Source organism: Clavibacter lycopersici (genome assembly GCF_003576405.1).
Taxonomy (GTDB): Bacteria; Actinomycetota; Actinomycetes; order Actinomycetales; family Microbacteriaceae; genus Clavibacter; species Clavibacter lycopersici.
The window spans coordinates 1-12412 of sequence record NZ_QWGT01000069.1 but is presented as its reverse complement, the minus strand read 5'-3'; the positions used below and the strand labels follow the sequence as shown (position 1 = coordinate 12412).

10 protein-coding genes are annotated in these 12412 nt (G+C 72.7%); 8 read left to right on the top strand and 2 right to left on the bottom strand.

What is annotated here, in order from left to right:
* Positions 1 to 97: 97 nt before the first annotated feature.
* On the top strand, positions 98 to 547 hold the full coding sequence (locus DZG00_RS06745; RefSeq protein WP_119455483.1) for a hypothetical protein: 450 nt from the start codon (positions 98 to 100) through the stop codon (positions 545 to 547).
* Between the two features lie 39 nt (positions 548 to 586).
* On the opposite strand, the gene DZG00_RS06740 is transcribed toward DZG00_RS06745, so the two are convergent.
* A complete protein-coding gene (locus DZG00_RS06740) occupies positions 587 to 1507 on the bottom strand; it encodes a TIGR01777 family oxidoreductase (protein WP_119455482.1) in 921 nt (306 codons plus the stop codon).
* Positions 1508 to 1603: 96 nt separating this feature from the next.
* Between DZG00_RS06740 and thyX the strand changes: the two genes are divergently transcribed.
* Positions 1604 to 2395: an FAD-dependent thymidylate synthase gene (gene thyX, locus DZG00_RS06735; protein WP_119382973.1), complete on the top strand. Its 792-nt coding sequence runs from the start codon at positions 1604 to 1606 to the stop codon at positions 2393 to 2395.
* 21 nt (positions 2396 to 2416) lie between these two features.
* Here thyX and DZG00_RS06730 read toward each other — a convergent pair whose 3' ends face one another.
* Entirely contained in the window at positions 2417 to 3670 is a 1254-nt protein-coding gene (locus tag DZG00_RS06730) for a hypothetical protein (RefSeq protein WP_119455481.1), read from the bottom strand.
* A 131-nt stretch (positions 3671 to 3801) separates the two neighbouring features.
* Between DZG00_RS06730 and dapA the strand changes: the two genes are divergently transcribed.
* The 6 genes from dapA to DZG00_RS06700 form a co-directional block, all read left to right on the top strand.
* Positions 3802 to 4785 carry a 4-hydroxy-tetrahydrodipicolinate synthase gene (gene dapA / locus DZG00_RS06725; RefSeq protein ID WP_119381883.1) on the top strand — a complete coding sequence of 328 codons (984 nt, stop codon included), beginning with the start codon at positions 3802 to 3804 and terminating at the stop codon, positions 4783 to 4785.
* Between the two features lie 58 nt (positions 4786 to 4843).
* Positions 4844 to 6520, top strand: a complete 1677-nt coding sequence (locus DZG00_RS06720) for a ribonuclease J (protein WP_119381882.1) — start codon at positions 4844 to 4846, stop codon at positions 6518 to 6520.
* Between the two features lie 198 nt (positions 6521 to 6718).
* Positions 6719 to 7696 carry a permuted SH3 domain-containing protein gene (locus DZG00_RS06715; protein WP_233549015.1) on the top strand — a complete coding sequence of 326 codons (978 nt, stop codon included), beginning with the start codon at positions 6719 to 6721 and terminating at the stop codon, positions 7694 to 7696.
* Positions 7693 to 8400 (top strand): ABC transporter ATP-binding protein, encoded by a 708-nt coding sequence (locus tag DZG00_RS06710; protein WP_119381880.1) that lies wholly within the window; start codon positions 7693 to 7695, stop codon positions 8398 to 8400. The genes DZG00_RS06715 and DZG00_RS06710 overlap by 4 nt, the downstream gene beginning before the upstream one ends.
* The gene (locus DZG00_RS06705) at positions 8397 to 9629 is read left to right on the top strand and encodes an ABC transporter permease (protein WP_119381879.1); all 1233 of its coding nucleotides are present in this window, start codon (positions 8397 to 8399) and stop codon (positions 9627 to 9629) included. Before DZG00_RS06710 ends, DZG00_RS06705 begins: the two co-directional genes overlap by 4 nt.
* A gap of 77 nt (positions 9630 to 9706) precedes the next feature.
* Positions 9707 to 12412: FtsK/SpoIIIE family DNA translocase (locus DZG00_RS06700; protein WP_147359943.1), on the top strand; the 2706-nt coding region annotated here is incomplete at its 3' end.

Here is a 12412-nt window from a genome sequence, read left to right as displayed (position 1 = left end):
GCGAGCGCGCGGCGCAGGCGGCGGCCGAGGGCGCGGCGTCGGGTCCCGTGGACGACGGCGGGCCGAGCGGGCAGGCCGCCACCGTCACGAGCGCCTGATGGGGACGCGCATCGGCGTCGGTCTCATGGCCGTGCTCATGGTGCTCTACCTCGTCGTCCTCGGCCAGCGCGCGGTGATCCTCATGCTCTCGGGCGAGCCGGTCGGCGTCGCACTGGGCCTCGGACTCGTGATCCTGCCCCTCGTCGGCGTGTGGGCCCTGGTCCGAGAGCTGTCCTTCGGCGTGCGGAGCGCGCGCCTGGTGCGGATCCTCGACGAGGAGGGCGGCCTGCCGGTCGCCGACCTGCCGACCCGCGCCAGCGGCCGCCCTCTGCGGGACGCGGCCGACGCCGCCTTCCCCGCGTACCAGGCCGAGGTGGAGCAGGATCCCGCCAGCTGGCGCGCGTGGTTCCGGCTCGGCCTCGCCTACGACGCGAGCGGCGACCGACGCCGGGCGCGCGGGGCCATCCGCCGCGCGATCGCCCTGCAGGGCGCCGAGCCCTCCGCCTGAGCGACGGGCCACGCGGCGCACCCCGCCGGGTCGCTCAGCTCAGCTCTTCGCGAGCAGCCGGTCGATGGCGAGCTCGACCGAGGGGTCGCGGAAGGCGAACCCGTCGGCCAGCAGCTTCTCGGGGCGCGCGGGCTGGCTGGAGAGCAGGAGCTCCTGCCCGGCCTCCTGCAGTGCGAGGCGGATGAGGAACTCGGGCGCGGGCACCAGGTAGGGCCGGTGCATGCGCTTCGCGAGGTGCCGCATGAGCCGGTCGGCCATCACGGGCTCGGGTCCGGTGAGGTTCACGGGGCCGGAGATCGACGACGTCAGCAGGTGCACGATCGCGGCGGCCTCGTCCCGCAGGGAGATCCACGGCCAGACCTGGCCGCCGGTGCCGAGCTTGCCGGCCAGCCCGAGGTTCGTGAGGAGGCGCAGCGGCGCGAGGGCGCCGGCCTGCGCGAGCACCAGACCGGTGCGCAGGGTCGCGACGCGCACGTCGGCGGACGCCTGGAACGCCTCGGCCTCCCACGCCTCCACGACCTCCGCGAGGAAGCCCTGCCCGCGCGGCGAGTCCTCGGTGAGGCGCTCGGCGGGGCGGTCGCCGTAGAAGCCGACGGCGGATCCGTTCAGCAGCACCCGGGGCGGGTTCGACGCGGACGCGATCGCGCCGACGATGGTGCGCGTGGCCTGGACGCGCGACGCGCGGATCTCCTCCTGGTACGGCTTCGTCCAGGGCAGTCGACTGATCGAGGCCCCGGAGAGGTTGACCACGGCGTCGACGCCGTCGAGCACCGCGGGATCCAGCCGGCCCTCGGCGGGCTGCCACTCATGCTCGTCGGGCGACGACGGCGCGCGGCGCACGAGCGTCCGCACGCGGTGCCCGGCGGCGCGCAGCTGCGCCTGCAGCTCGGTGCCGATCGTGCCCCCGGCCCCCGAGATGAGGACGGTGAGCGGGGTGGCGGATGCGGTGCTGTCGGACATGGTCGAGCCCTTCGTCGGTGCCGCTCAGCCTAGGACGCGGCCCCGCGCGCCAGCCGGGAGGAGCCCGGCGCGGTCGCGCGACGGTCGTCGCGTACAGTGACGGTCGTGCCCCACGACGACATCGCCTTCCGATCCGACATGACCGTGGAGCTCGTCCGCTCCAGCGCCCACGACTCCGACGTGATCTTCGCCGCGCGCGTCTCCACCGCCGGCGAGAAGACCCTCGAGCGCGCGCTCGACGAGCCCGGTGATCAGGACCGCGCCCTCGAGGGCGACGTCGACACCGAGGCCGAGGAGAAGCGGGTCAAGCGCGATCGCGGCCTCATCAACTACCTCATGCGCGACCGCCACGGATCGCCGTTCGAGCACAACTCGATGACCTTCTACGTGCAGGCGCCGATCTTCGTGTTCCGCGAGTTCATGCGGCACCGCATGGCCTCCTACAACGAGGAGTCGGGCCGCTACAAGGAGCTCGACGCGGTGTTCTACGTGCCCGGCCCCGAGCGCAACCTCGTGCAGGTCGGCAAGCCGGGCGCCTACGAGTTCCACGCGGGCACCCCGGAGCAGACCGCGCTCGTGCAGGAGGAGACGCGTCGCACCTCCGCCGAGGCCTACGCCTCCTACCAGCGGATGCTCGAGCAGGGCGTGGCGCGCGAGGTCGCGCGCATCGTGCTCCCGCTCAACATCTACTCGTCGATGTACGTCACGCTCAACGCCCGCGCTCTGATGAACTTCCTGTCGCTGCGCACCAAGCACGAGGACTCCACGTTCCCCAGCTTCCCGCAGCGCGAGATCGAGATGTGCGCCGAGAAGATGGAGGCCGAGTTCGAGCGCCTCATGCCCCTGACGCACGCCGCGTTCCAGAAGAACGGCCGCGTCGCCCCGTAGCCGCGGGGCGATGCGGCCGCATCAGCTGACGCGCACCGCGACGCTGGTCCGCGAGACGGTGGGGTAGGGGTACCGCTCTCCCGTCACCCGCACCTCGAGGAGCCGCCCGCGGTCGGCGGCGACCGGCGTGTACGCCGGCCCCTCGGCGCCCGGGATGGCCACCCCGTCGCGCAGCCACCGGTAAGTCAGCACGATGGGTGCCGGCCGCCAGAACCCGGTCCTGACGGTGAGCTGCCGTCCGACGAGCGGGAGCCCGCCGATCGCCGGCACGCCCGGGGAGATGACGGGCATCGCGACGCGCGGGGTCGGGGCAGAGACGCGCTCGACCGATGCGCGGCCCGGTGCGCTGCCCCGGACGCCGACGGTGATCCGCGTGCCGCCGTCGAAGCGCGCATCGACCTCGTAGGTCGGTCCCGCCGCGTCGGAGATCCGCTGGCCGTCTCGGTACCACTGGTAGGTGAGCGTGACGGGACCGGGCCGCCAGGTTCCCGTCCGGACGGACAGGGTGCTCCCCGGGACCGGGCGGCCGACCACGGTCGGGGTCGGCGCGGAGGTGAACGAGGGGGTGCCGGGAGGGCTGCCGGTGGCGAGGTCCAGGTACACATACCGGGCCACGTCGACGTTGGGCCCGTGCCAGAACACGAGGCGGACGGTGCGGTCGTAGCCGACGTCGACGGTGGTCGATCCGACGGCGTCGGCGAAGGTGTACGGGTCGTCTCCGAACGCGTACACGACGGACTGCTCCTCCGGCCAGCCCGCGAGATACCCGCGGACGTCCCAGGCGAGGGTGATCCGGGGCCCGTCGATCGTGATGACCGGGTCGTACCGCGTGGGGTATCCGAGCGAGCTGACGGCCACGGGCTCGGACGCGGTGCCGATGACGGGAACGCCGTCGACCGACCCCGCGGCCCGGAAGGCGATGGTGTGGGGCCCCGCGGGGGCCGGGATCCGGATGTAGGCGTGGTCGAGCTGCCCGCTGTAGGCCGACCGCCAGGATCCCGCGCCGTCGAGCAGGTACTCGAAGCGGGGCGATCGCACGTCGAGCTCGCCGACGTCGAGGGACAGGATCACCTCGATCTCGGGGACGTCCGTCACCTCCCCGCCCACGAAGACCTCGGGGGCCGGCAGGGAGGGCGCGGCGGCCGGGGCGAGGGGGAGCGGCGCACCGGGCGGCGCCGCCTGGGCCGGCGTGGCGCCGGCGAGGGAGACCCCGACGACGAGCGCCAGGGTGAGGGCCAGGAGCGGCGAGGGCCGTCTCCGTGCCGTGAGTTCCATGGTGGCACCAGCGTCTCCGGGACATCGTCGTCCCGAGCGAAGGCTGCTCGCGATCCGGCCGCCGCGCATCCCCCCGTCCGGGGGTGCGCCGGCCCCGGATCGCCGCGCTCGGCGACGGTCCGCCCGTTACGATGGAACGCGTGTCCACAGAGAACCCGTTCGGCCAGGTCCTGGTGGCGCTCGTCACCCCGTTCACCGCCGACGGCGAGGTCGACTGGGCGGGCGTCGAGAAGCACATGGACGACGTCATCGTCGCGGGCGCGGACGGCATCGTCGTCACGGGCACGACGGGCGAGACCAGCACGCTGACGGACCCGGAGAAGATCAAGCTCGTCGAGGTCGGCCGTTCGGTGAGCGCGGGCAGGGCGAAGATCATCACGGGCGGCGGATCCAACGAGACCGCCCACGCCATGCAGCTCGCCCGCCAGAGCGAGAAGGCCGGCGCCGACGGCAACATGATCGTCACGCCGTACTACAACAAGCCCACGCAGGCCGGCGTGCTCACGCACTTCCGCATGATCGCGGACGCCACCGACCTGCCGGTCATCCTCTACGACATCCCGGGCCGCACGGGCATCCCGATCCAGTACGAGACGATCCTGCGTGCCGCCAAGCACCCGAACATCCTCGCCATCAAGGACGCCAAGGGCGACCTCGCGCAGGCCAGCCGCGTGCTCAACCAGACGAGCCTCATGTACTTCGCGGGCGACGACGCCAACGCGCTCCCCACGCTCGCGATCGGCGGCACGGGCCTCATCGGCGTCACGGCGAACATCACCGCGACGCCGTACCGCACCATGGTCGACGCCGTGAACGCGGGCGACCTCGCCGCCGCCACCCACGCGCACCAGCAGCTCGAGCCGCTCGTCCGCGCGGTCATGACGCACGTGCCCGGCACGGTCGCGGCGAAGTACATCCTCCACGGCCTCGGCCGCATCGGCAGCCCCCGCGTCCGCCTGCCCCTCGTCGGGCCGGAGGAGTGGGAGGCCGCGCAGATCGAGGACGAGATCGACCTCGTCCGCGACGTGCCCGGCGTCGACTTCCGCAACTTCCGCCCCGACCGCAACGCCGCCGCCGGTGGCGCGCTGCCGCAGGTCGCCGGCACCACGCGCTGACGCGCGCCCCGAGCATCCACCGCCGGCCCGCGGGCCGCACCGTCACCAGAGGAGTCCCATGCCCCAGGGCGTCTACGATCCGCCGGAGCTCAAGCCCGGAACCCTGCGCATCACGCCCATCGGCGGCCTCGGCGAGATCGGCCGGAACATGACCACGTTCGAGATCGACGGCAAGATCCTCGTCGTCGACTGCGGCGTGCTCTTCCCCGAGGAGCACCAGCCCGGCGTCGACCTGATCCTCCCCGACTTCTCCTCCATCGCGGACCGCCTCGACGACGTCGTCGGCATCGTCCTCACGCACGGCCACGAGGACCACATCGGCGCCGTGCCGTACCTCCTCAAGCTCAAGCAGGACATCCCGCTGATCGGCTCCGGCCTCACGCTCGCCCTCATCGAGGCGAAGCTCAAGGAGCACCGGATCACGCCGTACACGTTCCAGGTGAAGGAGGGCGACCGCGAGCGCCTCGGCCCCTTCGAGCTCGAGTTCGTGGCCGTGAACCACTCCATCCCGGACGCGCTGGCCGTCGCCATCACGACCGAGGCGGGCCGTGTGCTGCACACCGGCGACTTCAAGATGGACCAGCTCCCGCTCGACGACCGGATCACCGACCTGCGCGCGTTCGCCCGGCTAGGAGAGGCAGGCGTCGACCTCTTCATGTCGGACTCCACCAACGCGGACGTCCCCGGCTTCACGCCCACCGAGCGTTCCATCGGCCCCGTGCTCGAGGCCGTCATCTCGAAGGCGCCCCGCCGCGTCATCGTCGCGAGCTTCTCCAGCCACGTGCACCGCGTGCAGCAGGTGCTCGACGCCGCGCACGCGAACGGCCGCCGCGTCGCCTTCATCGGCCGCTCGATGATCCGCAACATGACCATCGCGGCCGAGCTCGGCTACCTCCGCGTGCCGGAGGGGGTCCTCATCGACTCCAAGAAGGCCGTCGACCTGCCCGACGACCAGATCGTCTACATGAGCACCGGGTCGCAGGGCGAGCCGATGGCCGTGCTCAGCCGCATGGTCAACCAGGAGCACCAGATCGAGATCGGCCAGGACGACACCGTCATCCTCGCGTCGAGCCTCATCCCCGGCAACGAGAACGCGGTGTACCGGATCATCAACGGGCTCACGAAGCTCGGCGCGAACGTGGTGCACAAGGCCAACGCGAAGGTCCACGTCTCGGGCCACGCGGCCGCCGGCGAGCTGCTCTACTGCTACAACATCCTGAAGCCCCGCAACGTCCTGCCGGTGCACGGCGAGTACCGCCATCTGGTCGCGAACCAGCAGCTGGCGATCCAGACCGGCGTCCCCGAGCGCAACACGTTCCTCGCGGAGGACGGCACCGTCCTCGACATGAAGGACGGGCACGTGCGCGTCACGGGCCAGCTCGACGTCGGCTACGTCTACGTCGACGGATCCACCGTGGGCGAGATCACGGACGCCGACCTCAAGGACCGCCGCATCCTCTCCGAGGAGGGCTTCGTCACGATCTTCGCGGTCGTCGAGCCGCAGACGGGCAAGGTCATCGTCGGCCCCGAGATCGAGGCCCGCGGGTTCGCCGAGGACTCGAGGGTGTTCGACAGCGTCAAGCCGCTCATCGTCAAGGCGCTCGCGGAGGCCGCGGCCAACGGCACGCGCGACACGCACGCGTACGCGCAGGTCGTGCGCCGCACGGTGGGGCGCTGGGTCAACTCGTCGCACCGCCGGCGACCGATGATCATCCCGGTGGTCATCGAGGCGTAGCCCCCTCCCCGCCGTACCAGGGCGCTCGTCCGCTCGGCCCCCTGACGGGGGTGCGCATGTCATCCCCGTGGACGAAGCGCCGCGCGCGGCGCCGCCCCTAGCGTCGGGAGCGTCCGGATGCGCCGCTGGGGTGCGCCGGGGGATGGAGCGGCTGTGGGCGTCTGGCGGAGATGGATCCTCCCGATCACGAGGTTGGTCGTGCTGGCCGCGATCGCCGTCGCGCTGGTGCGCATGGCGTTCTTCGGGACGACGGCCGAGGAGGCCTCCGAGGTGCCGACGGGGTCGGTCGTGGAGTCGCAGGTGCCGGCCTCCATCGCCACGGTGGTCAACGACGTGACGGTGAAGGGCAGCATCCAGCCGGATCCCGACGTGCCCGTCAAGGCCACGCTGCAGGGGAAGGTGTCGAAGCTCGTCGCCGGGCAGGGCGCCACGCTCGCGGACGGCGACCCGATCCTCGTCATCCGCCAGGAGACCCCGGTGGATCCTGTGGTCGCCGCGGACGGCACGGTCACTCAGCCGAAGCCCAAGGTGGTCACCGAGACGGTCAGGGCGTCCGCTTCCGGATCGCTCGCGGAGCTCGGCGTCCTCGTCGGCCAGGAGGTCGCCGTGGGCGACGCGGTCGGCCGGATCTCCCCGCCCACCTTCCGCGCGACCGCCCCGCTCACCGCGGAGGAGCAGTACCGGCTCGTCACGCAGCCGACGTCGGCGGAGGTCGCCATCACCTCCGGTCCCGCGCCGTTCGACTGCGGGGACCTGCGGATCGGCCAGCAGGCGCCGGCGGACGGTGCAGGCGCGACCGGTGCCGGGGGCGACACGGGATCCACCGGGGCGGCGGAGTCCGCGTCCACCGGCGCGACCGTGTCCTGCGCCGTGCCCGCGGGCGCGCGCGTCTTCCCGGGCCTCGCGGCCGAGATCACGATCCCCGCGGGCGAGGCGCCGGACGTGCTGACGCTCCCGACCACCGCGGTCGAGGGCCTCGCCGACACGGGCAACGTCTGGCTCGCGTCGGACGGAGGCGAGCCGGAGGAGCGCGCGGTCGGCCTCGGGATCAGCGACGGGAAGGTCGTGCAGATCACCTCGGGCCTCGCGGAGGGCGACATGGTGCTCGAGTTCGTGCCCGGCGCGCCCGCACCCGAGGACGACGCGATGATGATGCAGGGCGGGTACGGCGGATGAGCCTCATCCGCCTGGAGCAGGTGACCCGCACGGTCGAGCGCCCGGACGACGAGCCGCTGACGATCCTGCACGGCGTCGACCTGGACGTCTCGGTGGGCGACCATGTGTCGATCGTCGGCCGCTCGGGGTCCGGCAAGTCGACGCTGCTGAACATCCTCGGCCTGCTCGACACCCCCACCACCGGCGAGGTGCTCCTCGACGACGTGCCGATGGCCCGGGTCTCCGGCGGCCGGCGCGACCGGGCGCGCGGGGGCGACATCGGCTTCATCTTCCAGCAGTTCAACCTCCTCCAGGGGCGGACGGCGCGCGAGAACGTGATGACGCCGCTGCTCTACTCGACCGGCCGCACGTTCTGGCGCCGCGCGTCGATCGCGGCCGACATGCTCGAGCGCGTGGGCCTCGGCCACCGCGTCGACTCCATGCCCGAGACGATGTCCGGCGGCGAGCAGCAGCGCGTCGCGATCGCGCGTGCGCTCGTGCGCTCGCCGCGGTTGATCCTCGCGGACGAGCCGACCGGCGCCCTCGACATCGAGACGGGCGCGACCGTGATGACGCTCCTCGCCGAGGTCGCGCACGCGTCAGGTGCGGCGCTGGTCACCATCACGCACGATCCGACGGTGGCGGCGCGCGCCGACCGGCACCACCGGCTGGAGGCCGGCGTGCTCGCGCCGTCCGAGGCGCTCACGCGGGAGGTGCTCGCGTGAGCGGCTGGCTCGCGCGCACGGCGACCGGTCTCGTCGGCGCGGTCGTCGAGGCATGGGCCGAGCTCAGGATCCACCGGACGCGCGTGATGCTGTCGCTCATCGGCGTCGCCGTCGCGGTGACGGCGATCACGTCGGTCGTGGGCCTCGGGGCGGTCGTGCAGCAGTCGCAGACCGAGCAGATGGAGCGGCAGTCCGGCCGTCCCGCATCGCTCTCCGTCTCCATGTACTCCGAGACCGGGGCCGGCATGCCGTACACGGACCAGCGCGCGCTCCTCGCCGAGGTCGCCGACCGGTACGGCATCACGTGGTCGACCGTCATCGGCTCCACGCCGCTCCCGGTCGAGCTGCCCGGGGGTACGGTGCCGGTCTACGCGACCGTCGTGGATCCCGACTACGGCGAGATGCGCCGAGTGGACGTGGCCGAGGGCCGCTGGTTCGACGACCGCGACGCGGACCTCCTCGCTCCCACCCTCGTCGTGAACCGGGCGTTCCTCGCGCGGCTCGGCGCGACCGACGTCGCCGCCCACCCCACGGTCGTGCTGCAGGGGGAGGAGGGCGAGCAGACGGGCGTCGTCGTGGGCGTGGTGCCCGACCTCTACTCGGGGGAGGATCCGTCCATGACCGTGCTGTCGTCCACCGCCGAGCGGCTCCTCGGGGCGGAGGCGCTCACCGCGATGCAGCCGCAGATGGAGCTCTGGGTCCCCGAGGGGGAGTCCGATGGGCTCACCGCGGCGATCCAGGGCGACATCGCGGCCTCCGCCCCCGACGGCGTGCAGGCGAGCGTGAGCCGCAACGACTACGGGACGTACGACTACGACCCGCTGCTCTCGCTCAAGATCCTCGTCGGGGGAGTGGCCGGACTCGTGCTCCTGCTCGGCGCGCTCGGCCTCGTGAACATCTCGCTCGTGACGGTGAAGCAGCGGATCCGCGAGATCGGGGTCCGACGCAGCTTCGGCGCCAGCGCGGGCCGGGTGTTCTTCGCCGTGATGATGGAGAGCGTCGTCGCGACGGTGGCCGCGGGCGTGGTCGGCGTGATGGCCGCGGTCGCGATCGTGAAGAACCCGTGGATCCTCTCGTTCGTCGCCTCGGGCGTCACCGAGTTCCCGCCGTTCCCGCTCTCGGCGGCGCTCCTCGGGCTCGGGGCGTCGCTCGCCGTCGGCGCGATCGCGGGCCTGCTCCCCGCCCTGGTGGCGGTCCGCGTGTCCGTCATCGACGCGATCCGGTACTGATGGCCGGGTCGCGCGGGGAGGGTCCCGCCCGGCCCGGCGTCCGGCCCGCGACGGCGGTGCGGGATAACGTGGGTCGCATGGCTACGAGCACCAGGTCGACCAGCCGCGCCGGGAAGACCTCCTCGGGCGCGCCGCGCGCCACGCCCCCGCGCAAGGGGCGTGCCGCCGAGACGAAGCAGCAGACCGTCGCCTACCCCGTCCAGGGTGAGCGGCGCGGCCCGCTCGTCGCCGCGTGGATGGGCCTCGCGCACGCCACCGGCGCGCTCTTCCGGGCCCTCGGCCCCGAGAAGCTCGCGAAGGACGAGCGCCGCGACGGCATCCCCTTCCTCCTCGTGGTGCTCGCCATCGCGGGCGTGGTCGTCGAGTGGTTCAACCCGCTGAACGACGTGGCCATGGCCTTCGACGCCTACACGTTCGGCGGGCTCTTCGGCCGGGTGGCGTTCGCGCTGCCCATCGTGATGGTGCTCCTCGCCCTGTGGCTCTTCCGCCACCCCTCGTCCGTGAGCGACAACGGGCGCATCGGCGTCGGCGTGACGCTGTTCCTCGTCTCCGTCGCGGCGCTCTGCCACCTCTTCAACGGCGCCCCGGATCCGCGCGACGGCATGCTCGCGCTGGCCCGCGCGGGCGGCGTCCTCGGCTGGGTGCTCGCGGCCCCGCTGTCGCTCCTCATCACGTCCGTCGGCGCGGGGATAGTGGCGGGGATCCTCCTGGTGCTCTCCCTCTTCATCATCACGCGCACGCCTCCGAACCGCGTCGGCATGCGTCTGCGCGAGCTGTACTCCTACCTGTTCGGCGCGCCTCCCGTCGACGAGGAGCAGCGCGCCGCCGACCGCGCGGCACGCAGGGCGCAGGCGACCGAGCAGGTCGAGCTCGACGGCCTGGACGACGACGGCCCGGTCGACACCGACAGCCTCCCGTGGTGGCGCCGCAACCGCACCCAGCGCGAGGACGCGCCCGCGTTCGACAGCCCCGTCCTCGCGCCGCACGCGGGATCCGACGACGACACGGCCGGTCGTGCCGCCGCCGAGGCGCCAACGACCGTCATCGACCGCACGGTGGACCACGGCGCCTCCCGCCCCGAGCCCGGCGCCTTCGCGGGCGACGACGCCGCGACCCGGCGCATCGACCTCGATGCGCCGGTCGACGCCACGGCGACCGCGATCCTGCCCTCCGTCCCCGTGCACCCCACCGGCATCCGCGACGACGACGAGCCCGCGGTCCTCCCCGGCTTCGAGGACGACGGTTCGGACGTGGCCGTCGTCTCCGGGGAGTCGGACACCCCGCAGGCGCCGTACCGCCTCCCGGCCGCGAGCACGCTCTCGCCCGGCACGCCCGCGAAGTCCCGCTCGTCCGTCAACGACGAGGTGGTCCGCGCCCTCACCGAGGTGCTCACCAACTTCCAGGTCGACGCGACCGTCACCGGCTTCTCGCGCGGCCCGACGGTCACCCGCTACGAGCTCGAGCTCGCGCCCGGCGTGAAGGTCGAGCGCGTCACGGCGCTCGCGAAGAACATCAGCTACGCGGTCGCCTCCAACGAGGTCCGCATCCTCTCGCCCATCCCCGGCCGCAGCGCCATCGGCGTCGAGATCCCGAACACCGACCGCGAGATCGTCTCCCTCGGCGACGTGCTGCGGTCGTCCGCCGCCACGAACAGCGCGCATCCGATGACCATCGGCGTGGGCAAGGACGTCGAGGGCGGCTACGTCATCGCCAACCTCGCGAAGATGCCCCACCTCCTGGTGGCGGGATCCACGGGCTCCGGCAAGTCGAGCTTCGTCAACTCCATGATCACGTCGCTCCTCATGCGCGCGAAGCCGAGCGACGTGCGCATGGTCCTCATCGACCCGAAGCGCGTCGAGCTCACCATCTACGCGGGCGTGCCGCACCTCATCACGCCCATCATCACCAACCCGAAGAAGGCGGCCGAGGCGCTGCAGTGGGTGGTGAAGGAGATGGACATGAGGTACGACGACCTCGCCAGCTTCGGCTTCCGCCACATCGACGACTTCAACAAGGCCGTCACGAGCGGTTCCATCGTGCTCCCCGAGGGCAGCGAGCGGACGCTCCGCCCGTACCCCTACCTCCTCGTGGTGGTCGACGAGCTCGCCGACCTGATGATGGTCGCGCCGCGCGACGTCGAGGACTCCATCGTCCGCATCACGCAGCTCGCGCGCGCCGCCGGCATCCACCTCGTGCTCGCCACGCAGCGCCCGTCCGTCGACGTCGTCACGGGCCTCATCAAGGCCAACGTGCCGTCGCGTCTCGCGTTCGCGGTGTCGAGCATGACCGACTCCCGCGTCATCCTCGACCAGCCCGGCGCCGACAAGCTCATCGGCCAGGGTGACGGCCTCTTCCTCCCCATGGGCGCCAACAAGGCCGTCCGCGTGCAGGGCGCGTGGGTGCAGGAGGCCGAGATCGCCAAGGTCGTCGAGCACGTGACGCGCCAGGCGCGGCCCGAGTACCGGCAGGACGTCGCCGTCGCGGCCGAGCGCAAGGAGATCGACGCGGACATCGGCGACGACCTCGAGGTGCTGCTCGCGGCCGCCGAGCTCGTCGTCAGCACGCAGTTCGGATCCACGTCGATGCTGCAGCGGAAGCTCCGCGTCGGGTTCGCGAAGGCCGGCCGGCTCATGGACCTGCTCGAGGCGCGCGAGATCGTCGGCCCGTCCGAGGGATCCAAGGCCCGCGACGTGCTCGTCTCCGCGGAGCAGCTCCCCGGCGTCCTCGCGACGCTGCGCGGCGAGACGCCCGCCGCGCCCGCGGCTCCGGCGCCGGCCGCTGCG